The 21,845-nt window shown below is 72.0% G+C and carries 20 protein-coding genes and 1 tRNA gene; 15 read left to right on the top strand and 6 right to left on the bottom strand.

All coding sequences use genetic code 11. The annotated features are described in order from the left end of the window. Positions 1–71: 71 nt before the first annotated feature. The 3 genes from E4P38_RS14845 to E4P38_RS14855 are packed head-to-tail and all read left to right on the top strand — an operon-like array spanning position 72 to position 3,626. On the top strand, positions 72–1,367 hold the full coding sequence (locus E4P38_RS14845; protein ID WP_135132605.1) for an acetyl-CoA C-acetyltransferase: 1,296 nt from the start codon (positions 72–74) through the stop codon (positions 1,365–1,367). Between the two features lie 49 nt (positions 1,368–1,416). Continuing rightward, positions 1,417–2,772, top strand: coding sequence for a 3-oxoacyl-ACP reductase (locus E4P38_RS14850; RefSeq protein ID WP_135132607.1), 1,356 nt, complete (start codon positions 1,417–1,419; stop codon positions 2,770–2,772). Continuing rightward, on the top strand, positions 2,772–3,626 hold the full coding sequence (locus tag E4P38_RS14855) for a MaoC/PaaZ C-terminal domain-containing protein (RefSeq protein ID WP_135132608.1): 855 nt from the start codon (positions 2,772–2,774) through the stop codon (positions 3,624–3,626). Before E4P38_RS14850 ends, E4P38_RS14855 begins: the two co-directional genes overlap by 1 nt. A gap of 14 nt (positions 3,627–3,640) precedes the next feature. Here E4P38_RS14855 and E4P38_RS14860 read toward each other — a convergent pair whose 3' ends face one another. Beyond that, complete coding sequence (locus tag E4P38_RS14860) at positions 3,641–4,840, bottom strand: MFS transporter (RefSeq protein ID WP_135132610.1); 1,200 nt, start codon at positions 4,838–4,840, stop codon at positions 3,641–3,643. Further along, on the bottom strand, positions 4,837–5,652 hold the full coding sequence (locus E4P38_RS14865; protein ID WP_135132612.1) for an IclR family transcriptional regulator C-terminal domain-containing protein: 816 nt from the start codon (positions 5,650–5,652) through the stop codon (positions 4,837–4,839). Before E4P38_RS14865 ends, E4P38_RS14860 begins: the two co-directional genes overlap by 4 nt. A gap of 322 nt (positions 5,653–5,974) precedes the next feature. Here E4P38_RS14865 and E4P38_RS14870 point away from each other — a divergent pair, with 322 nt between their 5' ends. Genes E4P38_RS14870 through E4P38_RS14880 form a run of 3 tightly spaced genes read left to right on the top strand, consistent with a single transcriptional unit; the run spans position 5,975 to position 8,475 of the window. Beyond that, positions 5,975–6,829 carry an ABC transporter permease gene (locus tag E4P38_RS14870; RefSeq protein ID WP_135132614.1) on the top strand — a complete coding sequence of 285 codons (855 nt, stop codon included), beginning with the start codon at positions 5,975–5,977 and terminating at the stop codon, positions 6,827–6,829. Continuing rightward, positions 6,826–7,599, top strand: coding sequence for an ABC transporter permease subunit (locus tag E4P38_RS14875; protein WP_135132616.1), 774 nt, complete (start codon positions 6,826–6,828; stop codon positions 7,597–7,599). The genes E4P38_RS14870 and E4P38_RS14875 overlap by 4 nt, the downstream gene beginning before the upstream one ends. A 30-nt stretch (positions 7,600–7,629) precedes the next feature. Continuing rightward, on the top strand, positions 7,630–8,475 hold the full coding sequence (locus tag E4P38_RS14880) for an ABC transporter ATP-binding protein (RefSeq protein WP_135132618.1): 846 nt from the start codon (positions 7,630–7,632) through the stop codon (positions 8,473–8,475). A gap of 5 nt (positions 8,476–8,480) precedes the next feature. Here E4P38_RS14880 and E4P38_RS14885 read toward each other — a convergent pair whose 3' ends face one another. Beyond that, positions 8,481–9,251: an IclR family transcriptional regulator gene (locus E4P38_RS14885; protein ID WP_245161046.1), complete on the bottom strand. Its 771-nt coding sequence runs from the start codon at positions 9,249–9,251 to the stop codon at positions 8,481–8,483. Positions 9,252–9,401: 150 nt separating this feature from the next. On the opposite strand from E4P38_RS14885, the gene E4P38_RS14890 reads away from it, so the two are divergent. Together E4P38_RS14890 and E4P38_RS14895 are read left to right on the top strand one after the other, a co-directional pair. Then, on the top strand, positions 9,402–11,048 hold the full coding sequence (locus E4P38_RS14890; protein ID WP_135132622.1) for an NAD(P)/FAD-dependent oxidoreductase: 1,647 nt from the start codon (positions 9,402–9,404) through the stop codon (positions 11,046–11,048). Between the two features lie 57 nt (positions 11,049–11,105). Further along, entirely contained in the window at positions 11,106–12,098 is a 993-nt protein-coding gene (locus E4P38_RS14895) for an ABC transporter substrate-binding protein (protein ID WP_135132624.1), read from the top strand. 68 nt (positions 12,099–12,166) lie between these two features. Here the strand turns inward: E4P38_RS14895 and E4P38_RS14900 are convergent, their stop codons facing one another. Further along, the gene (locus E4P38_RS14900; RefSeq protein WP_135132625.1) at positions 12,167–13,006 is read right to left on the bottom strand and encodes an alpha/beta fold hydrolase; all 840 of its coding nucleotides are present in this window, start codon (positions 13,004–13,006) and stop codon (positions 12,167–12,169) included. 99 nt (positions 13,007–13,105) lie between these two features. On the opposite strand from E4P38_RS14900, the gene E4P38_RS14905 reads away from it, so the two are divergent. From E4P38_RS14905 to E4P38_RS14925, 5 genes are all read left to right on the top strand, one after another. Next, positions 13,106–14,329 carry an FAD-dependent monooxygenase gene (locus E4P38_RS14905; RefSeq protein ID WP_135132627.1) on the top strand — a complete coding sequence of 408 codons (1,224 nt, stop codon included), beginning with the start codon at positions 13,106–13,108 and terminating at the stop codon, positions 14,327–14,329. After that, positions 14,326–14,595: a hypothetical protein gene (locus E4P38_RS14910; protein ID WP_135132629.1), complete on the top strand. Its 270-nt coding sequence runs from the start codon at positions 14,326–14,328 to the stop codon at positions 14,593–14,595. Before E4P38_RS14905 ends, E4P38_RS14910 begins: the two co-directional genes overlap by 4 nt. A 14-nt stretch (positions 14,596–14,609) precedes the next feature. Next, a tRNA-Ser gene (locus tag E4P38_RS14915) sits at positions 14,610–14,696 on the top strand. Between the two features lie 283 nt (positions 14,697–14,979). Next, complete coding sequence (locus E4P38_RS14920; protein WP_135132658.1) at positions 14,980–15,801, top strand: hypothetical protein; 822 nt, start codon at positions 14,980–14,982, stop codon at positions 15,799–15,801. Between the two features lie 147 nt (positions 15,802–15,948). Continuing rightward, on the top strand, positions 15,949–17,136 hold the full coding sequence (locus E4P38_RS14925) for a zinc-dependent alcohol dehydrogenase (RefSeq protein WP_135132631.1): 1,188 nt from the start codon (positions 15,949–15,951) through the stop codon (positions 17,134–17,136). Positions 17,137–17,142: 6 nt separating this feature from the next. On the opposite strand, the gene E4P38_RS14930 is transcribed toward E4P38_RS14925, so the two are convergent. Further along, complete coding sequence (locus E4P38_RS14930) at positions 17,143–18,063, bottom strand: PH domain-containing protein (RefSeq protein WP_135132633.1); 921 nt, start codon at positions 18,061–18,063, stop codon at positions 17,143–17,145. A gap of 87 nt (positions 18,064–18,150) precedes the next feature. Then, a complete protein-coding gene (locus tag E4P38_RS14935) occupies positions 18,151–18,621 on the bottom strand; it encodes a hypothetical protein (RefSeq protein WP_135132635.1) in 471 nt (156 codons plus the stop codon). A gap of 151 nt (positions 18,622–18,772) precedes the next feature. Here E4P38_RS14935 and E4P38_RS14940 point away from each other — a divergent pair, with 151 nt between their 5' ends. Both E4P38_RS14940 and E4P38_RS14945 read left to right on the top strand, forming a co-directional pair. Then, positions 18,773–20,434: an alkaline phosphatase D family protein gene (locus E4P38_RS14940; RefSeq protein WP_209309118.1), complete on the top strand. Its 1,662-nt coding sequence runs from the start codon at positions 18,773–18,775 to the stop codon at positions 20,432–20,434. After that, on the top strand, positions 20,431–21,705 hold the full coding sequence (locus tag E4P38_RS14945; RefSeq protein WP_135132637.1) for an alkaline phosphatase family protein: 1,275 nt from the start codon (positions 20,431–20,433) through the stop codon (positions 21,703–21,705). The genes E4P38_RS14940 and E4P38_RS14945 overlap by 4 nt, the downstream gene beginning before the upstream one ends. Positions 21,706–21,845 lie beyond the last annotated feature (140 nt).

Consider the following 21,845-nt stretch of genomic DNA (forward strand, 5'->3'; position numbering starts at 1 on the left):
TCATGTGAACGACAGTACCGCGTACTCTGAGTACCGGCCAACCCGGCTACTCATCGACCCCGGAGGTTCCGATGGCGAACAGCCCGAAGCCCGAGACCCGCAAGGCTGCGATCGTCGGCGGGAACCGGATCCCGTTCGCGCGCTCCAACTCCACGTACGCCCAGGCGTCCAACCAGGACATGCTGACGGCGACGCTCGACGGGCTCGTCGCCCGCTTCGGCCTGCAGGGCGCGCAGTTGGGGGAGGTCGTCGCCGGCGCCGTCCTCAAGCACTCGCGTGACTTCAACCTGACCCGCGAGAGCGTCCTGGGCTCCAAGCTCTCGGCGACCACGCCGGCCTACGACGTCCAGCAGGCCTGCGGCACCGGCCTCGAGGCCGCGATCCTCGTCGCCAACAAGATCGCGCTGGGGCAGATCGAGTCCGGCATCGCCGGCGGCGTCGACACCACGTCGGACGCCCCGCTCGCCGTGGGCGACGACCTGCGCCGCGTGCTGATCAGCCTGAACAACGCCAAGACGCTGCAGGACCGGCTCAAGGCGCTGGCCAGGATCCGACCCGGACAGCTGGTGCCGGAGATCCCGCGCAACGCAGAGCCTCGCACCGGCCTGGCGATGGGCGACCACGCGGCGATCACCGCCAAGGAGTGGGAGATCAGCCGCGAGGACCAGGACGAGCTCACGGTTCGCTCGCACCAGAACATGGCCGCCGCCTACGACCGCGGCTTCTTCGACGACCTGGTGACGCCGTACCTCGGGCTCACCCGCGACCAGAACCTGCGGCCGGACTCGACGGTGGAGAAGCTCGCCACCCTCAAGCCCGTCTTCGGCAAGGGTGAGGGCGCCACGATGACGGCGGCCAACTCCACGCCGCTGACCGACGGCGCCTCCGCCGTGCTGCTGGCCTCCGACGAGTGGGCCGCCGAGCAGGGCCTGCCCGTCCTCGCCCACCTGATCGACGCCCAGACCGCGGCCGTCGACTACGTGCACGGCGGCGAGGGCCTGCTGATGGCGCCGGTCTACGCGATGCCGGTGATGCTGGCCCGCAACGGCCTGAGCCTGCAGGACTTCGACTTCTACGAGATCCACGAGGCGTTCGCGTCGACCGTGCTGTCCACCCTGAAGGCGTGGGAGGACCCCGCGTTCTGCAAGGGCAAGCTCGGCCTGGACGCCCCGCTGGGCTCCATCGACCGCTCGAAGCTCAACGTCAACGGCTCCTCGCTCGCGGCCGGGCACCCGTTCGCCGCGACCGGTGGCCGGATCGTCGCCCAGCTGGCGAAGACGCTGCACGAGGCCGGCCCCGGCAAGCGCGGCCTGATCTCCATCTGTGCGGCCGGCGGCCAGGGCGTCGTCGCCATCCTCGAGTCCTGACCCCCCGGCCTTCATGGCCATGAAGGCCCCTCGGAAGGAACGACTTCACGTGAGTGACTGGTACCGCAACTTCGCCAACTCCGGCTTCGGCACGACCGTCACCAAGCAGCTCGGCCTGCCCCGGCCGGCCGTGCTCCGCCGCTACGAGCCGGGTCAGCCGCTGCTGCCCGGCCCGGCGGTCATCGGCTCGGCGGGGGAGGGCCGGCTGCGTGAGTCCCTGACGGCGCTGCTGCACGCCGAGGGCGTGCACGGGCAGTCGCCGGTCACCGCCGACGGCGCCACGGACGGCGAGAAGCCGGCCGCGGTGATCCTCGACGCGACGGGTCTCAGGACGCCGGCCGACCTCGCCAGCGCGCACGACTTCCTCTCGCCCGCGGTGAAGCGGCTGCGCGCCACCGGCCGCGTGCTGATCCTCGCCGACCCGCCGTCGGAGGCCGACTCCCCGGCCCAGGCCGCCGCCCGCCAGGCGCTGGACGGACTGGTCCGGTCCATCGGCAAGGAGCTGCTGAACGGGTCGACGGCGAACCTGCTCTACGTCCCCGAGGGCGCCGAGGGGTCGATCGCCTCACCGGTGAAGTTCTTCCTCTCCGGCCGGTCGGCCTACGTCGACGGCCAGGTGGTCACGCTGTCGCCTGCGGACTTCCCCACCGACGAGGACGACGACAAGCCGCTGGCCGGCAAGGTCGCCGTCGTCACCGGTGCGGCCCGGGGCATCGGCGCGGCGATCGCCCGCGTCATGGCCCGGGACGGCGCCCACGTCGTCGCCGTCGACATCCCCGGCGCCGGCGACAAGCTGGCCGAGGTCGCGAACGAGATCGGCGGGACGGCGTTCCAGCTCGACATCACCGCGTCCGCCGCGGCCGAGCGGCTGATCGAGCACCTGCGCGAGCGGCACGGGGGCGTCGACATCGTCGTCCACAATGCCGGGATCACGCGCGACAAGCTGCTGGTCAACATGGATGCCGCCCGCTGGAACTCGGTCATGGCGGTCAACCTGCAGGCCCAGCTGGACATCACCCAGGCCCTGCTGGACGCCGACGGCGTGCTCAAGCCGAACGCGCGGGTCGTCTGCGTCTCCTCGCAGTCGGGCATCGCGGGCAACCGCGGCCAGACCAACTACGCGGCGAGCAAGGCCGGCGTGATCGGGATGGTCCGCGCCTGGGGACCGGCCTTCGCCGAGCGGAAGGCCACCATCAATGCGGTCGCGCCTGGCTTCATCGTCACCGAGATGACGGCGAAGATGCCGCTCGGTACCCGCGAGGTCGGCTCTCGCCTCAACTCGCTGCAGCAGGGTGGGCTGCCGGTCGACGTCGCCGAGACGATCGCGTGGCTGTCCCAGCCGGGCAGCGGCGGGGTCAACGGCCAGACCGTGCGCGTGTGCGGTCAGTCGCTGCTGGGCGCCTGATGGTCACGAGGGTTCTCGACGAGGCACCGAGCCTGGGCACGCTCTACGCGAAGGCCGCCGTCACTGCCTTCGGCCGGGGCGGCGGCCTGCCCGAGGACCGTCTCGCCCGCAACGGCGTGACCGTCGATCCGGCGCACCTGGCCGCCTACGCGCGCGTCTGCCGGCTGCCGCTGAACGACGTCCTGCCGGCGACCTACCCGCACATGCTCACCTTCCCGCTGCAGATGGCGCTGATGAGCGACCGCTCGTTCCCGCTCGCGCTGCCCGGACTGGTGCACGTGCGGAACCGCATCGACGTCGTCCGCGCCATCGGTTCCGGCGAGCCGCTGGACCTCGAGGTGTGGGCCGAGAACTTCGCCCAGCACCGCAGCGGCGCCGCAGTCGACCTGCGCGCGACCGCCTCGGTCGGGGGCGAGGAGGTGTGGCGCTCGACGTCGACCTACCTGGCCCGCGGCGCGAAGGCACCGGAGGGCGCCCCCGAGGCCCAGATCGAGGTGGCCGTCGGCGACCTGGAGCGGGTGGCCGCCACGTGGCGGATCCCGGACGACGCCGGCCGGCGCTACGCCAAGGTCTCCGGCGACGTGAACCCGATCCACCTGTCGGGGCTGACCGCGAAGGCGTTCGGGTTCAAGCGGGCCATCGCGCACGGCATGTGGGTGAAGGCCAGGGTGCTCGGGGCGCTGGCGGGACGGCTGCCGGACGAGCTCGCCCTCGACGTGAGCTTCCGCAAGCCGCTGCTCCTGCCGTCGACGGTCACGCTGTCCACGGCGCAGGCCGGTGGTGGGTGGGACGTCGCCGTCCGCAACGCCACAAGCGGAACCGAGCACGTCGTCGGGACGATCCGCCCGCTCTGATCAGGCCACTCTGATCAGGCGGAGGCGCTGACCAGGCGGTCTCGGCCGGCGGCGAGGCCGACGGCGACCTGCCCCAGGAGGACGACCAGCAGCAGCACCAGGCCGGCCGTCCAGCCGCCGGTGGCCTCGTGCAGCAGGCCGACGGCGAGCGGTCCGGTGGCCGCGATCAGGTAGCCCATGCTCTGCGCGCTGGCCGAGAGCCGCCCGGTCTGGGCGACGTCGCGGCTGCGCTGCAGGACCAGTGTCATCGACAGCGGGAAGGCCGCGCCGGTCCCGAGGCCGTACAGCAGCGCCCACAGCGCCGGCGCTGCCCCCGGCGCGACGAGCAGCCCGAGAATCGCGATCAGGGTGGGGACGGAGACCGCGATGGCCCAGCCGACCTGGTTCCCACGACGGGCGGCGAGCGGGGGCACGACCAGCGACGTGGGCGCCCCGAGGAACGCTGCCGCGGCGACCAGGCCACCGGCGGCGACGGGGGAGAAGCCGGCCTCCGACTCGAGGATGTCGGGCAGCCAGGTCAGCATCGCGTAGAAGGTCAGCGCCTGGAGGCCGAAGTAGAGGGTCACGGCCAGCGCCACCCGGTCGCGCAGGATCGCGGTTCGCGAGGCGGGGGCGGTGGCGGTCGGCACCGGCACCCCGCGGCGGGCCCGGGCGAGCACGGCGACGGCGGCCAGCGCGGCGAGCACCGGCACGATCCACAGGAGCAGTCCGGTGCGGGCACTGCCGCCCAGCGTCGCGAGCGGCTGGGCCAGTCCGGCGCCCGCGGCCGCGGACACCGCCATGGACGCCGTGGTCATGCCCACGACCACGGCGCTGCGCGTGCCGTACTCCGACCGGGCCGCTGCCGGGAGCAGGACGTTGACGATCGCGATGCCGCCGGTGAGCAGCACCGTGCCGGCGAAGAGCCCGACGGTGCCGCCCATGCGCAGCGCGATCCCGACGGCGAGCACCGCCGTGCCCGCGACGATCGCCCGGTGGACGCCGAGCCGCGCGGCCACAGCCGGTGCGAACGGCGAGATCAGGCCGAAGCAGACCAGCGGCAGCGCGGTGACGACGGCGAGCGCCCCGGTCGACATCGACAGCTCGTCGCCGAGCTCGTCGAGCACCGGCCCGACCGCCGAGAACGGCCCGCGCAGGCAGAGCGCGACGAGGACGAGGGCGGCGGCGGGAGCCAGAACCACCCAGCGGGGGCGGCGGCGGGTCGGCGCCGTCACGTGCTGGGACGGCCGAGATCGCGGGAGATCTGCATCGCGGTCTCCAGCAGCGGCGGCACGAACTCCTCCTCGAGCTGACCGAGCGAGGTGCGGCTGGCGCTGACCGACAGGTTCACCGCCGCCACCACCGAGCCCTCCCGGTTGCGGACCGGGGCGGCGGCCGAGCGCAGTCCCTCCTCCAGCTCCTGGTCCACCAGCGCGTACCCCTGTGCCCGGACCCGGTCGAGGATCGCCGCCAGCTCGGACCGGTCTGTGACGGTGCTCGGTGTCAGCGGGAGCAGCTCCGCCCGGGCCAGGTAGTCGGCCAGTTCGGGCGCGGGCAGGTTGGCGAGCAGGACGCGGCCCATCGACGTCGCGTAGGCCGGGAACCGGGTGCCGACCGTGATCATCACGGTCATGATCCGCTTGGTGTGCACGCGCGCCACGTAGACGACGTCGTCGCCGTCGAGCACCGAGATCGACGAGGACTCGTCGACCCGGCCGACCAACGCCTCCAGGTGCGGCTGGGCGACCTCCGGCAGCGTGATCCCCGACAGGTAGGAGTAGCCGAGCTCGAGCACGCGGGGCCGGAGCGAGAACTCCCGTCCCTCCACCCGGACGTAGCCGAGTTGCACGAGGGTGAGGAGGAACCGGCGGGCCGCCGCCCGGGTGAGCCCGGTGGCCCGCGCGACCTCGCTGAGCTGCAGGCGCGGGTGCTGGGCGTCGAAGGCCCGGATGACGGCCAGCCCCCGGTCCAGGGACTGGACGAAGTTGGTGTCGCGCACGGGTGTTACGGACGGGGGGGCGTCCTCGCCCTCGGCTGCCAGATCCATGCGGCTCACTCCTCGTCCCGACGCGCCGGGGCGTCAGGCACAGTCTCGTCACGCGTGGTTGACGTGACGGCGCTCACCTGCGAGCGTTCACATCGCAAACACACGTTCGCAAAGCGAACGCGGGAACACAAGTGTCCGATAGCGATCAAAGGAGATCCGATGCGCCGGACGGTGCTGTGCTGACGGGCCCGAGCGCCCTGTCCGGCGCGTGGATGAGAGGGGACAATGCGGAGCTCGTCGTGCAGGTCGCGGCAGCATCCGAGCGCTTCTCCAACCACGAGGCGGTGATCGACGCGATGACGTCCTACCTGGCCGGTCAGCGATGACCGGCTCGCCCGCCGTGATGGCTCCCGCCGACGGCCCGGTCGCCGGCGCTGCCCCCGGGCCGCGCCCCCGGCGCCGTCGCGGAGTGCCGCAGTCGCTCCTGGGGCTGGCCGGCCTCGCCGCGCTCGTCGTCCTCGTGGAGATCCTGCCGCGGATCGGCGTCCTTCCGCGGGAGTACTTCCCGCCGTCCTCGGAGATCGGCAGGGCACTGGCCGACCTGGTGCAGACGTCGGAGTTCTGGACGTCGGTCGGCGACACCCTCCAGGGCTGGGCGCTCGGCCTGGCCATCGCCTCGGTTGCTGGTGTCGTGCTGGGCATCCTGATCGGCGGCTCGCGGTTCACGCGGGAGTTCACCGCCTCGACCATCGAGTTCCTCCGCCCCATCCCGTCGGTGGCGCTGATCCCGATCGCCGTCCTGCTCTTCGGCACCGACATCGAGAGCAAACTGCTGCTGGTCGTCTACGCCTCCTTCTGGCAGGTGCTCATCCAGGTGCTCTACGGCGTGCAGGACATCGATCCGGTCGCCCAGGACACCGCACGCGCCTATGGGCTCGGCCGCTGGGCGCGGGTCCGCTACCTCACCTGGCCGACCGCGCTGCCCTACGTCATGACCGGCCTGCGACTGGCTGCTGCGGTGGCGCTGATCCTGGCGGTGACCGCGGAGCTGGTGATCGGCAATCCAGGCCTGGGCAAGCTCCTGGCCACCGCGCAGAGCAGCGGCGCCTACGCGACGACGTACGCGATCGTCGTGGTCACCGGCATCCTGGGGGTGCTGGTCAACCTCGCCTTCCGTGCCGTCGAGCGCTGGTCGCTGTCCTGGCACCCGTCCCAGCGCGGGGAGCTGGTCGTATGAGCATCGTGCGCCGTCTCGGCCTCACGTTCGGGCTGCCGATCATCCTGCTGGCCGCGTGGTGGTTCGCCAGCGCGAACAGCACCGACTTCTTCTTCCCGCCGCTGTCGGAGATCCTGACCGCGCTCAAGGACGAGTGGTTCGGGCCGCGCCTGCTCGCCGACGTCGTCCCGAGCGTGCTGCGTCTACTCGCCGGCTACGCCGTCGCCGTCGTGGTCGCGGTGACGCTCGGCGTGGTCATCGGCACGTCCCGCACCGTGCGCGCGACGCTGGAGCCGGTCCTGGAGTTCTTCCGGGCGATCCCGCCGCCGGTGCTCGTGCCGATCTTCCTGCTGCTGTTCGGCATCGGCGACGGCATGAAGATCATCGTCATCGCCTTCGGCTGCATGTGGCCGATCCTGCTCAACACCGTCGAGGGCGTGCGCGCCGTCGACAGCGTGCTCAGCGATACGGCCCGGACGTACCGCATCACCGGCACCGCCCGGCTGCGCACGCTCGTGCTCCCCGCCGCGAGCCCGCAGATCTACGCCGGCCTGCGCCAGGGTCTCTCCGTCGCGATCATCCTGATGGTCATCAGCGAGCTGTTCGCGGCCAGCAACGGGCTCGGCTTCGCCGTCGTCCAGGCTCAACGCAGCTTCGCGATCGCCGAGACGTGGGCGGGCATGCTGATGCTCGGCCTGCTCGGGTTCCTGCTGGCGATGCTGTTCAAGCTCGTCGAGAACCGCCAGTTGGCCTGGTACCACGGCCTCCGTCGCGCCCAGCGCTCCTCCTGACCTCCCGACCTCTGCGAAGGGTTCCACCTCATGCTCGACGTCCGCGGCATCAAGAAGGTGTACGAGGGGAAGGGGCGCACGGTCGAGGCCGTCCGCGACCTGACCTTCACGGTCGACCAGGGCGAGATGGTCTGCATCGTGGGCCCGTCCGGGTCCGGCAAGACGACGCTGCTGAAGATCATGTCGGGGCTGCTGGATCCGACCGCCGGTGAGGTCCTCATCGAGGGCAAGAAGGTCGACGGCCCGCCGCCGGGCATGGCCGTGGTCTTCCAGGAGTACGGCCGCAGCCTGTTCCCCTGGATGACCGTCCGGGAGAACGTCGAGCTGCCCCTGAAGCAGAAGAAGCTGCCGAACGCGCGGCGCAAGGAGCTCGTCGACGAGTCGTTGTCGGCCGTCGGCCTCGCCGAGGCGCACACCGCCTACCCGTGGCAGCTCTCCGGTGGCATGCAGCAGCGCGTGGCGATCGCCCGTGCGGTGGCCTACGAGCCGCAGGTGCTGCTGATGGACGAGCCGTTCGCCGCCGTCGACGCGCAGACCCGAGCCGACCTCGAGGACCTCATCCGCGACATCTGGCACCGCTTCCAGGTCACGACGCTGTTCGTCACGCACGACATCGACGAGGCCGTCTACCTCGGGCAGCGGGTGCTGATCCTCAGCTCGTCGCCGACCGTCGTCCGCCAGGACCTCGCGATCGACCTGCCCGACGAGCGCGACCAGCTCAACACGCGCTCCTCACCGCGGTTCGCCGAGCTCCGGGCGCAGGTCTACTCCCAGATCCACCGGCCCAAGGCCGACGCGGCCGAGCCGGTCGGGGCCGGTGCCACGGCAGTCGACGGCGGCGCGTCCGGCTACGGAGCCGCCCCCGACCTGCCCTGACTCGGTCAGGCCGTCGGGCCGGCCGTCGCGCCGAGCGCGCGGCCGATGCCGCGGGCGGTGGCCATCAGCGCCGGGACGACGGGAGCCACCCGCCCCTCCTCGTTCGGGATGATCACCGACAGCGCTGCGACGACCTGGTCGCCCGGCCCGTGGATGGGCACCGCGACCCCGCTGGCTTGCACGTGCACCCAGCCGCGTACGGCCGCGAAGCCGCGGTAACGGGTCTCCGCCAGCTGCCGGCGCAGCTCGGCGGGGTCGGTGACCGTGTAGGGCGTCAGCTTCTCCAGCGGCGAGGCGAGGACCCGCTCCTGCACGTCGACCGGTGCGGCGGCCAGCAGGACCAGCCCCGAGGAGCAGGCGAAGGCCGGTAGCCGGCTGGCGGTGCGGGTGATGTTGACGACCTCGGCACCCCGGGCGGACTTCCGCTCCAGGTAGAGCACCTCGTCGCCCTCCAGGACGGCGAGCTGCGTGTGCTGCCTGACCGCGGCGTGCAGGTCGTCCATGAACGGGATGGCCGCGTCGCGGAGGGAGACCGTCTCCGAGGAGCGGGACGCGAGCTCCCACATCCGGACGCCGACGCGCACCCGCCGGTCGCTGCCGCGCTCCAGCAGGCCGAGGTCGACCAGCTCCGCGACCAGCCGGTAGGTCGTGGGCACCGGGATGTCGGCCCGCCGCGCGACGGCGGCGACCGGCAGGCTGGGATGGTCCGCGTCGAACGCCTCGAGGATCCGCACGGCCCGCGCCAGCAGGTTCTCCCGCGCAGTTCCGTCGTCCACGCCGCCCATCGTCGCGCCTTCCCTGACATGTGGCACGGGTCTTTTCTCACGAGGTGAGAACAGACGTGGTCCGCGTCACGTCGCGACCGCACAGTCGCACCCGACCCAGCAGATCGTGCTGAGGACGCGCATGCGGTGGGAGGACGACGGATGACCGATGGACAGCACGTGCAGACGCACCTGCTCGGGCGCGAGGACGGCGACGCACGAAGCATCGACGCGGTCGTCGTCGGGGCGGGCTTCGCGGGCGTCTACGCGCTGTACCGGCTCCGCAAGCTCGGCTTCACGGTGCAGGTGTTCGAGGCCGGCAGCGACATCGGGGGGACCTGGTTCCACAACCGCTACCCCGGCGCGCGCTGCGACATCGAGAGCCTGGACTACTCCTACTCGTTCGACGACGACCTCCAGCAGGAGTGGCACTGGACCGAGCGCTACGCCTCCCAGCCGGAGCTGTTGCGCTACATCAACCACGTCGCCGAGCGCCACGACCTGCGCCGGGACATCCGCACCGACAGCCGGGTGACCAGCGCGACGTGGGACGAGGACGCCGCACGATGGCTGGTCCGCACCGACGACGGCGACGCGGTGTCGGCCCGGTTCTGCGTACTCGCGACCGGTGTCCTCTCGGTGGCTCAGGTGCCTCAGATCGACGGGCTGGACACCTTCCAGGGCGAGTGGTTCCACACCGGTGACTGGCCGAACGAGGGCGTCGACGTCAGCGGCAAGCGCGTGGCAGTCATCGGCACGGGTTCGTCGGGCACCCAGCTCATCCCGATCGTCGCCGAGCAGGCCGCGCACCTGACCGTCTTCCAGCGGACGCCGAACTTCTGCATGCCCGCCCAGAACCACGACATGATCGACGAGGTCGAGCGGGAGTGGAAGGCCGAGTACCCGCAGCGCCGTGCGTTCGCGCGGGAGTCCGGTTTCGGCCACAACCAGCTCTCCAACCCCAAGAAGGCCAAGGAGGTCTCCGCCGAGGAGCGCCGGGCGGAGTTCGAGCTGCGCTGGCAGCTGGGTGGGCTCTACATGATGCGGGCGTTCTCCGACATCCTCGTCGACCCGGTCGCCAACGAGGAGTGCGCCGAGTTCGTCCGCGGCAAGATCCGCGAGACCGTGCAGGACCCCGAGGTCGCCGAGAAGCTGAGTCCGCGGGGCTTCTACTTCGGCACCAAGCGGCTGTGCTCGGGCACCGGCTACTACGAGACCTTCAACCGGGAGAACGTCACCCTGGTCGACGTCCGGACGGCGCCCATCGAGCGGATCACCCCCACCGGCCTGGCGACGACCGAGGCGGAGTACGACGTCGACGTCATCGTGTTCGCCACCGGCTTCGACGCGATGACCGGGTCGATGCTGAAGATCGACATCCAGGGCGCCGGTGGGGAGTTCCTCCGCGAGAAGTGGGCCCACGGGCCGCGCAGCTACCTGGGCGTCGCGCCGGCCGGCTTCCCGAACCTGTTCATCGTCGCCGGACCCGGCAGCCCGTCGGTGTTCAGCAACATGGTCAACAGCATCGAGCAGCACGTCGAGTGGATCGCGGCGCTGCTCGAGCAGGTGACCCTGCGCGGTCTCCAGCGGGTCGAGGCGACCCCCGAAGCCGAGCAGCAGTGGATCGAGCACGTCAACGAGGTCGCCGAACGGACGCTCTACCCCCGCTCGCCCAACTCCTGGTTCTTCGGCGCGAACACCCCCGGGAAGCCCCGGGTCTTCATGCCCTACGTCGGCGGTGTCGGTACCTACCGCCAGAAGGCCGACGACGTCGCGGCGAAGGACTACGAGGGCTTCGTCCTCCGCTGACCCGCACCGCCCACCCCGCACGACCTGAGACCCACCCATGACAAGGAAGAGGAACCCGTGAAGCGAACTCTCCGGGCGAAGGCCGCAATGGCGATGGCCGCCGCTCTGTGCACCCTGTCCGTCGCGGCCTGCGGCGGCGGTTCCGACGACGAGGCGTCGGCCCCGTCCGGCGGCGGCGACGGCGCTCCCGAGACCGCCGAGCTCACCGTCGGGGTGCAGGCGTTCGCCGAGGTGGCCGCGCTCTACGTCGCGGTCGACCAGGGCCTCTTCGAGGAGGAGGGCCTGACGGTCACTCCCCAGGTGGGCACCGGTGGCGGCGCCGGTCTGGTCGCCGGGCTCGTCTCCGGTGACCTCAACTTCGCCTACACGAACTACGTCTCGGTCGTGCAGGCCGCCTCGGAGGGCCTGCCGCTGAAGGTGGTGCGGGAGAACGACCGCCCCGGCCCGCAGGCTCTCTTCTCGCTTCCCGCCAGCGGGATCACCGAGCCGGCGGACCTCGAGGGCAAGAAGGTGGCCATCAACGGTCTCGGCAACATCATGGAGCTGACGACGCGGACCGCCCTGGAGGAGAACGACGTCGATCCGGACAGCGTCGACTTCGTGGAGCTGCCCCCGCCGGACATGCTGGCCGCACTCGACGCGGGCAACGTGGACGCGGCGTGGCTGGCCGAGCCGTTCGTGACCATCGCGGCCAGCAAGGGCCTCGTCGAGGTGCTGGACGTGTTCTCCGGTTCCACGGAGGACCTGCCGGTCGCGGGCTGGGCTACGAGCACCCCGTTCGCCCAGGAGAACCCGAACACCGTTGCCGCCTTCACGCGGGCGATGGACGCCGCCATGCAGATGGTGGACGAGGACCCCTCGCTGGTCGCCACGATCGTGCCCACCTACACGGCTCTCACCCCGGAGGTCGCGGCCCAGCTCAACCCGATCAACTTCGCGGTGGAGAGCAACCTCGCCGACATCAGCCAGGTCGAGGAGCTGATGCGCAAGTACGGCTTCATCGAGGACGAGGTCGACGTCGACGAGTTGATCGCCGCGCAGAGCGACTGACGCACGGCCCGAACGCACCGGAGCCCCGGTCCCCTTGAGGGGGGGCCGGGGCTCCGGTGCGTCGGGGCTCAGGCGGCGCGCTCGAAGATGGTGCGCAGCAGGTCGGCGGTCTCGGCCGGCGCCGTCAGGTTCGGGCAGTGCGGGCCGGTCATGTGCACGACCTCGACCTGCGGCGCCGCGGCCTTCACGTGCGCGGTCCAGCCGGCCTCCATCAGGCGGTCGTCGCTCATCTCGACGACCGTGACCGGGCAGCGCGCCTGGGCCAGCGTGGCCGGGTATGGGTCCACGCGGGTCACCGGCGGAGCCTCGGGGTGCTGCAGCCGCAACGACACCATGGCGCCGTAGTGGCCGGGCAGCAGGCTGTTGGCCAGGCGGCGGTCGACGTTGTCCTCGAAGCCGGTGAGGTCGTTGGTCAGCAGCTCGGTAACCCGCTCGATGTAGGCGCGACCCGGCTCGAGCTCGGTGAGGATCTGCTTGCCGAGCTCCAGCCGCCACGGGCCACCGGTCCCGCCGATGCTGGTCACCGACGCCATGTCCCAGTCGGTGCCGTCGGCCGCCCGCAGCACCATGGAGCCGCCGAACGACGTCCCCACGAAGTGCGCGGGGCCGTCGACGCCGACCGCGCGGCAGAAGTCGCCCACGTGCCTGATCCGGAACGGGTAGGGCGGCCGGTCGAGGAACACGACCTTGTCGGTGCCGCCGAAGCCCAGCAGGTCGGGAGCCAGGACGTGGTGGTCGGCGGCGAGGTCGGCCATGACGTCGGCCCAGGTGATGTACCCGTCGGCGCCCCAGGCTCCGTCGTGCAGGAGGACCACGGGCGGGGCGGCGGGATCGCCGGCCTCCCAGTAGCGGGTCGAGAAGCCACCCGCCTCGATCTGTCGGGGCTGGATGTCCTGGGTGCCGTCCATGCTCGGCAGTCTCGATCGCCGACTGCGCCGTTCGCGCCCGTCTTCTCGCGAGGTGAGAACTGGTCTCGACGCCGTCACCCGGTCCCGGACGATCGCTGCGTGGCGTCACACGGTTCCGGCTCCGTCCGTCGCGTGGCCATCGCCGGCGGAGGCATCGGCGGGCTGGCCGCCGCCGCGTTCCTGCGACGGGCCGGCCTCGAGGTGTCGGTGTACGAGCAGGCCCCGGAGCTGCGGGAGATCGGCGCCGGATTGGTCGTCGCGCCCAACACCGTGCGCCTGCTCCGGCGGCTGGGCCTGCACGAAGGACTGGCCGACACCGCCGTGCGTCTCGAGGTGGGGTGGGAGTTCCGGCGCTGGGAGAACGGCGAGGTGCTGTTCGGGCAGCGCCTCGACGACTCGACCCGCCTGTACGGCGAGGACACGTGGGTGGTGCACCGCGCGGACCTGCTCGCCCTGCTGCGCTCTGCCGTGCCTGCGGACGACCTGCGCCTCGGCGTGCGGGCGACCGGCGTCGAGCAGGACGACGACGGCATCGCGCTGCGGCTGTCGGACGGCACGTGCGTGACCGCCGATGTCGTGGTCGCTGCGGACGGGATCCACTCGGAGCTCCGGGGCCTGGTCACGCGACCCGAGCCGCCGCGGTACTCCGGCATCTGCGCCTGGCGGTCCCTCGTGCCTGCCGAGGCAGCCCCGGAGCTGGCCCGCCGTCCTGTGCAGACCCTGTGGCTGGGGCCGCAGCGACATCTCGTCCACTACCCGGTCTCGGGCGGCCGGCTGATCAACCTGGTCGCTTTCACGCCCGCCGGGGACTTCGACGTCGAATCGTGGGAGTCGCGCGGGCAGGTGGCGGACCTCGCCGCCGAGTTCGCCGGCTGGGACCCGCGGCTCGAGGCGCTCGTGGCCGGTGCCACCGACGCCGGACGGTGGGCCCTTCTCGACCGGGATCCCATCGACTCCTGGACGTCGGAGCGGCTGACCCTGCTCGGCGACGCCGCACACCCGATGTTCCCGTTCTTCGCCCAAGGCGCGGGGCAGGCCATCGAGGACGCCGCGGCGCTCGCCGTCTGCCTCTCCGACGCGGCCGTGCCGGTTCCGGAGGCGCTGGCCCGCTACGAGGCCGTGCGTGCTCCGCGGACCGCTCGCGTGCAGCTGGCGAGCCGTGGCCGCCGCGGGCACCACCACCTGCCCGACGGCCCCGAGCAGCGGGCACGCGACGCCGCCTTCGCCTCCGACGACCCACTCACGCACAACGCGTGGCTGTACTCCTACGACGCCGAGCAGGCCGCCCGCGAGGACGTCCCCACCGGTACACACGTCCGGTGAGCGACCGGAACGTCGTCTTCGACCCGGCAGCGGTCCGTGGCGTGTTCGGTGCCGGCGCCGCTCGCCGGCACCTGGCCGACGAACTGACTCGACTCCGGGCGCGCCGCGTCCTGCCCGGCCGGGACCCGGAGCGCGTGCTGGACGGCCCCTGGTCCCGCTTCTCCTTCGACATCCGGCTCGAGTGTGCGAGCGGGGACGGCGTCAGCCCCCAGCCGTGCGCGTTGACGATCCGGGCCGTCGGCGACGCCTGCGTGGCGGGGCACTAGCCTCGACCGCGCCAGGAGGGCTCGCCTAGTGGCCGATGGCGGCGGTCTTGAAAACCGCTATGGGGTAACACCCATCGTGGGTTCGAATCCCACGCCCTCCGCTCGCCAGCCACGGACGTGCCCGACACGCCGCGGCAGAAGTCGCCGATGGAATGACCGGCCGTCGTATCAGCGTGTTTGCGCAGGTAGATGCGCCGCATGTCGACAAGGTGCCCCACGCAGGGGCGGGTCACCGACCGTCGGACACGGCCGTCGCAACGATCCGGTGACGGGGCTCCGGGGGGCGTGTCCGGACCGGTCGGTGCGCCCCCGTCGCGCCATACCTTTCGCATCGTCCACGGTATTCCAGCCGCGGCGACGGTGCTGAGGAGTCCCTGCGTGACCATGGGCGCAACGCTGGCGTGGCCGGCGATGGCGGTGCTGGGCTTCGTCGTACTGACGTGCCTGGTGGTCGCTCTCGGTACCAGCTCCACGGCGCAGTACGAGTTCGAGCACAACGGTGCACGCGAGCGGGGTCGCGAGGGCGCGAACGCCCACGGCAGCCACCCCGCCGGCAGTCGTTCCGGTCGCCGGTCCAGCCGCGGCACGCGCGCCCAGGCTCAGCCACAGGCGGTCGACGTCGCCGTCCTCCCGGCGTCGGCGGCGGCCACCGGCGGACCGGGTTGGTGGCTCGTCGACGACTCGGCGCAGGTGCTCGCCGGCCCGTTCGCCGACCGCGTCGACGCCGACTGGGCAGCGCTGGCCGGCGGTCTGCCGGCGGTGTCCGTCCACGGCGACCGGCGCTCCGACGGCGGCGTGACGTCGCGGACCTCGCCGGAGGAGCGGACGTTCCTCGGAGAGCTCGGCGAGCAGTTGGATCGACTGCCCCGCGACTGGGACGACGTCCTGTCCGACACCGACCCCCTGACCACGCTCGTGGTGGAGGTCGCCGCCGCGTTGCTCGAGGCCGGCCTGCCGCTGTACGACGCAGCCCAGGGAGCGTCGGCCGGCGGGGTGTGCCTGCTCCCGGAGTTCACGTCCGAGGGTGTCGTGGTCAGCTGGCGCGCCCACGACCGGATGAGCCTGCGCGACGTGCGGGGCGTTGCGGCCACCGACACCGTCGCGCAGTCGATGAACGTCGCCGTCGGCGACATCCTGTGGAATCTGGGCTTCGTCGTCGAGCCGTTCGGTGCGACGGGGACGTCGCTGGTGACCGCCCTGCGCTGACACCCGGACCGGCCACCGCGCCGATGTCGAGGTCGGCCGGAGCGACGCACAGCGCCGCGTCGTACGGCCGGGCGGAACAAACCGTTTCCTTCCGCCGTCCGCCGGGCACGTCGCCTGCACATCATTCGAGGTGAAGGCGGCACATCCATGAAGGCAGTGACCTGGCACGGGCAGCGCGACGTTCGCGTCGAGGAGGTCCCGGACCCCTTCGTGCAGGAGCCCACCGACGCGGTCATCCGCGTCACGACGACCAACATCTGCGGCTCGGACCTGCACCTCTACGAGCCGCTGGCCCCGTTCATGGGCGTCGGCAACATCCTGGGGCACGAGAACATGGGTCAGGTCGTCGAGGTCGGCTCGGCAGCCGGCGACCTCAAGGTCGGCGACCGCGTCGCGATCCCGTTCCAGATCTCCTGCGGCCACTGCTGGATGTGCGACCAGCAGCTCTACACGCAGTGCGAGACCACGCAGGTGCGCGACCAGGGCATGGGAGCGGCGCTGTTCGGCTTCTCGAAGCTCTACGGCGAGGTCGCCGGCGGGCAGGCCGAGTACCTGCGGGTGCCCCAGGCGCAGTTCACCCACATCAAGTTGCCGGAGGGCCCGCCGGACGACCGGTTCGCCTACCTCTCGGACATCCTTCCCACCGCCTGGCAGGGCGTGGAGTACGCCAACGTGCCCGAGGGCGGGACGCTCGTCGTCCTGGGACTGGGCCCGATCGGTGACTTCGCCTGCCGGATCGCCAAGCACAAGGGCTTCCGCGTGATCGGCGTCGACCTGGTGCCCGAGCGGCTCGAGCGGGCCCGGGCGCGTGGCGTCGAGGTCGTCGACCTCAGCGAGCACGAGGACGACCTGGGCGACGCGATCCGCGACATGACCGGCGGCCGCGGCCCCGACTCGGTGCTCGACGCCGTCGGCATGGAGGCGCACGGGTCGCCGGCCACGACCTTCATCCAGAAGGCCGCCGGACTGCTGCCCAAGGTGATCGCGGCGCCGATCATGGAGAAGGCCGGCGTCGACCGGCTCAACGCGCTGTACTCCGCGATCGACATCGTCCGGCGGGGCGGCACCATCTCGCTGTCCGGTGTGTACGGCGGTATGGCCGACCCGATCCCGATGCTGACCCTGTTCGACAAGCAGATCCAGCTCCGCATGGGCCAGTGCAACATCAAGCGCTGGATCCCCGACATCATGCCGCTGCTCACCGACGACGACCCGCTGGGCTGCGACACGTTCGCCACCCACCGCGTGCCCCTGTCGGAGGCGCCGGAGATGTACAAAAAGTTCCAGGAGAAGGCCGACGGCGTCGTGAAGGTGCAGCTCAAGCCCGAGCTCTGAGGCGGGTCAGCCGCCCAGGAGCTTGGCCTTCTGGGCGGCGAACTCCTCGTCCGTCAGGATCCCCGCGTCGCGCAGGTCCGCCAGCTTGCGCAGCTGGTCGGCCAGGTCGGGCTGCGGCCCGGCCGGCGGCGGGGGAGCGGCTGGTACCGGCGGCGCCATCGGTGCGCCGTACGGGGCACCCGGTGTCATGTTGTGCACGTACGACGACTGCCGCTCGATGGTCTTCTTGGTCCGCGCCTCGCTGATCAGCGGCGACAGGATGTCGAGGACGGCGTAGGGCCCTTCGATGTTGTCGAGCACGACCTGGCCGCTCGTCGTCCCTTCGATCGTGCCGCTCACGTTGAACATGTCCTGGGTCGCACCGTAGGTGGGGTCCTCGAGGTTCAGGACGACGTCGCCGACGTCGTTGCCGCGCTGCCACACCGCCTGGCGGACGTCCATGTCCTTGATCGACCACAGCGGCACGCTCTCGGTGCGGATGCCCAGCAGGCCGCTCTCGATCCAGACCCTGTCCTTGGTGATCCGGTAGCGCGCCTTGGACACCCCGGCGGCGCTCGTGGCGGCGTTCTTGCTCTCCCCGAACCACAGCGTGTTCGGGTCGTGAGCCCACTGCTCGGTGCGCTTGGCGTTCTGCTCGGCGAGCTTCTGCTTGCCCTGGTCGGCGATCGCCTTGCCCTGGTCGGCCACCTGCTTGAGGCGGTCCTTCCAGCTGACCTTCCCGCCGGCGGCGGGGGCCGGGGCTGCGGTTGCGCCCGGCGGGGGCGCCGGCGGCGGCTGGAAGGCGGCGCCCGGTGGCGGCAGCTCGGTGGTCAACGGGTCCTGGCCCGTCGTCCCCTGGTCCGACACGTGCTCGGTCCAGCTGCTGCCGTTCCAGTAGCGCAGCTCGTGCGCTCCGGTCGGGTCGGCCAGCCAGCTCGCCTCTGCCATCGGTTCCTCCTCCGTGGGCCCCGGTCGTCGCGGGCAGGATGCCAGCGGGCCGGGCGCCGTGGGGAGGTCGGACGTGCGGGATTCTGCTCAGGCAGGAAGGGGGTCGCGCACCGCGGGCAGGCAGAGCACCTCGACGACGAGGCCGTGCATCGCGGCGATGGCCGCGGTGCGCCGGGGCACCGCGTGCGCGGGCAGGTAGCCCGCCCGTCCCTGGACCCGGTAGCGCACGGAGACGGGGCAGATCACCGATCCGTCGCGGGTCGTCCCCCGGAACGCCGTCGCGACCGCGAGGTCGCCGAGGCGGCCGACGTGGTCGCTGATCACGAACCGGCCAGAGCGCGGCCACGGGATCGGCGACGGGATCACCTGGACGCGGACGCCGAGCGCCGTGAGCGTGTCGGCGGCGCCGCACACCTCCAGGCGCTGGCGGCGGCGCTCGCCCGCGGGCAGGAGCCGGGTACGGACGGAGTGGCCGACCACGGTGCGGGCCAGCTGTAGCCGGCGGCGACGCCGGATCGCGGTGGAGACCTGGGGAAGGGACTGCAGAGCGACGGTCACGACGTCAGCGTCGGGGGTGACCGTTACGGGCGAATGGCTTCGGCGCGACGGCAGCACGAATCCTGTGCGGGACGGCGACCGGCGGCTGAACGCTCGGTGAACGTCGGCCGGGGAGCGCATCTTCGGGCGTTCTCGGTCAATAGGTCAGTCCGTGATCGAACCTCTGAGTCGCCGTTCCCTGCTGCAGATCGGTGCGGCGACCACCGGCACCGCGCTGGTCGGCGCCGCCGCAGTCGCCGTAGCCGGACCGGCGGGTGCCACCCCGACCGCACGCCTGTTCGTCCACGGCGTCGCGTCCGGTGACCCCCTGCCCGACTCCGTGATCCTGTGGACGCGGGTGACACCGCAGCCCACGGCCACGCCGGGCTCGGGCCGCGGGGCGGTGGTCCCCGTCAGCTGGGAGATGTCGGCGGATCCGTCGTTCCGCCGGATCGCGCGCAGCGGGACCGTCAACGCCGGACCGGCCGGCGATCACACGGTGAAGGTGGACGTCCGGGGGCTGACCCCCGCGACGTCCTACTGGTACCGCTTCCGCTGCCAGGGCGTTGCGTCACCGGTGGCGCGCACCCGCACGGCACCGGCCGACGGTGCGGCCGTGCCGCGGCTGCGGATGGCGGTCGTCTCGTGCGCCAACCTGCAGGCCGGTTGGTTCAGCGCCTACCGGCATCTCGCGGCCCGCCGTGACATCGATGTGGTGCTCCACCTGGGCGACTACCTCTACGAGTACGCGCCGGGGGAGTACCAGGCGCGGGACGTCGTCGTCCGGCCGCACGATCCGCCGCGGGAGATGGTCACCCTGTCCGACTACCGGAGGCGGCACGCGCAGTACAAGACCGACCCCGACCTTCAGGCCCTGCACGCGCTGGCGCCCTGGGTGGTCACCTGGGACGACCACGAGTCGGCCAACGACGCTTGGAAGAACGGGGCCGAGAACCACACCCCCGGTGCGGAGGGCACCTGGAGCGCACGGAAGGCCGCCAGCCAGCAGGCGTACGCCGAGTGGATGCCCGTGCGGTACACGCCGGGCGGCACGCTCTACCGGCGCTTCCGCTGCGGTCGGCTGGCCAGCCTGTCGATGCTGGACCTGCGCAGCTACCGCGACGAGCAGGTGAGCTCACCGGTGGACCCCGCGATCAACGATCCCGCGCGCACGATCACCGGGCCCGACCAGGAGCGCTTTCTGCTGGAGGGGCTGGCCGATGCGACGGTCCAGTGGAAGCTGGTCGGCAACCCGGTGATGATCGCCCCCGTGCGCCTGCCCAGCACGCTGGACGCCCGGGCGGTCGAGGGCATCGGCACGCTCGTGGACGCCGAGGTGCCGCCGGTTGCCGGAGTGCCCTACAACGTGGACCAGTGGGACGGCTATCCCGCCCAGCGGGCCCGGGTGCTGGGCGTGCTGCGCGACAGGGGGATCCGGGACGCGGTCTTCCTGACCGGCGATATCCACTCGGCCTGGGCCGCGGACCTCCCCGCTGATCCAGCGACCTATCCGGTCACCGGGGACAGCCTGGGCGTCGAACTGGTGTGCACGTCGGTGACCAGCGACAACCTCGACGACATCCTCAACACCCCGCCGCGGACGGCATCGCTCGCCGTCGAGACGGCGATCAAGGCCAACAACCCGCACGTGAAGTACCTGGACTTCGACTCGCACGGCTTCTCGGTGCTGGAGGTGACTCCGGCCGGTGTGCAGATGGACTGGTTCACGCTCATCGACCGGACCGATCCGCGCTCGGCTGCGGTCTGGTCGACGTCGTGGCGGGTGCCGGCCGGCACCCGCAAGGTCCAGCCGGCACCGCGGCGGCTGGCATGAGCGCCGGCACCATGGACCGCCGGCGCTTCCTGCAGCTGGCGACGGCGAGCGGCGCGGCGGTCGTCCTGTCGACGGCGGTGGGGACCCGGCCCGCGCAGGCGCACAACCGGGTGCGGGTGTACGTGCTGGTCGTCGACGGCTGCCGGCCCGAGGAGATCACCCCGGTGCTGACCCCGCGGCTGCATGCGCTGAAGGCCGGCGGCACCTGGTACGGCGGGGCCCGGTCGCTGCCCGTGATGGAGACCATCCCGAACCACGTGATGATGATGACCGGGGTGCGGCCGGACCGGTCCGGCGTCCCGGCCAACTCGATCTACGACCGTGCCGAGGCCGTCGTGCGTGACCTGGATCGGCCCACCGACCTGCGTTTTCCCACGCTGCTGGAGCGGCTGAACGCCACCGGGCGGACGACGGGCAGCGTGCTGTCCAAGAAGTATCTGTTCGGCATCTTCGGCACGCGCGCCACCTATCGCTGGGAGCCGTTCCCGCTGCTCCCGGTGACCGGGCACGCGCCGGACGCCGCGACCATGGATGCGTTGCTGGCCATGGTCGACGGCCCCGACCCGGACTTCGTCTTCACGAACCTCGGCGACGTCGACCGGGTCGGGCACTCCGACCTGTCCGGCACGACGCTGCGGGCGGCCCGGACGGCGGCCCTCGCCTCGACCGACCTGCAGGTGGGGCGGTTCGTCGACCGCCTCCGGGCCACCGGGAAGTGGGAGCGCAGCGCGTTGCTGGTCCTGGCCGACCATTCGATGGACTGGTCGGTGCCGACCAACCTGATCAGCGTGGCCGGCATCCTGGCCGCGCGGCCGGACCTGCGGTCATCGGTGCAGATCGGCCAGAACGGCGGGGCCGACCTTCTGTACTGGACCGGCTCCGCGGCCAGGCGACCGGCCGGGCTGGCGGAGGTCCGGCGGCTGGTCGCGGCGCATCCCGGCGTCCTGAGCGTGAACGTCCCGGCACAACTGCGGCTCGGGCCGGAGGCCGGCGACCTGGTCGCCTACTGCCGCGCGGGATGGCGGTTCACCGATCCGACACCGCTGTCCAATCCGATCCCAGGCAACCACGGCCATCCGGTGACCGAGCCGATCCCCTTCCTGATCTCCGGCGGGCACCCGGCATTGCGCCGGGGCGCCGTGTCAGGCGCCCCGGCCCGCACCGTGGACGTCGCCCCGACGGTGGGCGCGGTGTTCGGCCTCGCTGCGCCGCGGGGCGGGTACGACGGCACGATCCGCGCGGAGGCGCTCCGGTCGGTGCCGATCCGCTGACGGCGATACGGACTGTCGGTGCCGGAAGTCCGTCAGCGGGGGCGGGAGGGCCTGCCTCGCCGTCCACCGGTCGCCCGGCCTGCACCGCGGGCGGCGTCGCCCGGGCGGCCGCGCCGTCCGGGGTCCGTGCCCGCCGAGCG

The sequence above is a fragment of the Blastococcus sp. CT_GayMR16 genome (assembly GCF_004570875.1).
In the GTDB taxonomy this organism is placed as follows: domain Bacteria; phylum Actinomycetota; class Actinomycetes; order Mycobacteriales; family Geodermatophilaceae; genus Blastococcus_B.

Bases quoted from the DNA above. Each gene is read 5' to 3' on its own strand.
- E4P38_RS14845 (WP_135132605.1), top strand. From the start codon at position 72: ATGGCGAACAGCCCGAAGCCCGAGACCCGCAAGGCTGCGATCGTCGGC.
- E4P38_RS14855 (WP_135132608.1), top strand. From the start codon at position 2,772: ATGGTCACGAGGGTTCTCGACGAGGCACCGAGCCTGGGCACGCTCTAC.
- E4P38_RS14865 (WP_135132612.1), bottom strand. From the start codon at position 5,652: ATGGATCTGGCAGCCGAGGGCGAGGACGCCCCCCCGTCCGTAACACCC.
- E4P38_RS14870 (WP_135132614.1), top strand. From the start codon at position 5,975: ATGACCGGCTCGCCCGCCGTGATGGCTCCCGCCGACGGCCCGGTCGCC.
- E4P38_RS14875 (WP_135132616.1), top strand. From the start codon at position 6,826: ATGAGCATCGTGCGCCGTCTCGGCCTCACGTTCGGGCTGCCGATCATC.
- E4P38_RS14880 (WP_135132618.1), top strand. From the start codon at position 7,630: ATGCTCGACGTCCGCGGCATCAAGAAGGTGTACGAGGGGAAGGGGCGC.
- E4P38_RS14890 (WP_135132622.1), top strand. From the start codon at position 9,402: ATGACCGATGGACAGCACGTGCAGACGCACCTGCTCGGGCGCGAGGAC.
- E4P38_RS14900 (WP_135132625.1), bottom strand. From the start codon at position 13,006: ATGGACGGCACCCAGGACATCCAGCCCCGACAGATCGAGGCGGGTGGC.
- E4P38_RS14920 (WP_135132658.1), top strand. From the start codon at position 14,980: ATGGGCGCAACGCTGGCGTGGCCGGCGATGGCGGTGCTGGGCTTCGTC.
- E4P38_RS14925 (WP_135132631.1), top strand. From the start codon at position 15,949: ATGAAGGCAGTGACCTGGCACGGGCAGCGCGACGTTCGCGTCGAGGAG.
- E4P38_RS14930 (WP_135132633.1), bottom strand. From the start codon at position 18,063: ATGGCAGAGGCGAGCTGGCTGGCCGACCCGACCGGAGCGCACGAGCTG.
- E4P38_RS14945 (WP_135132637.1), top strand. From the start codon at position 20,431: ATGAGCGCCGGCACCATGGACCGCCGGCGCTTCCTGCAGCTGGCGACG.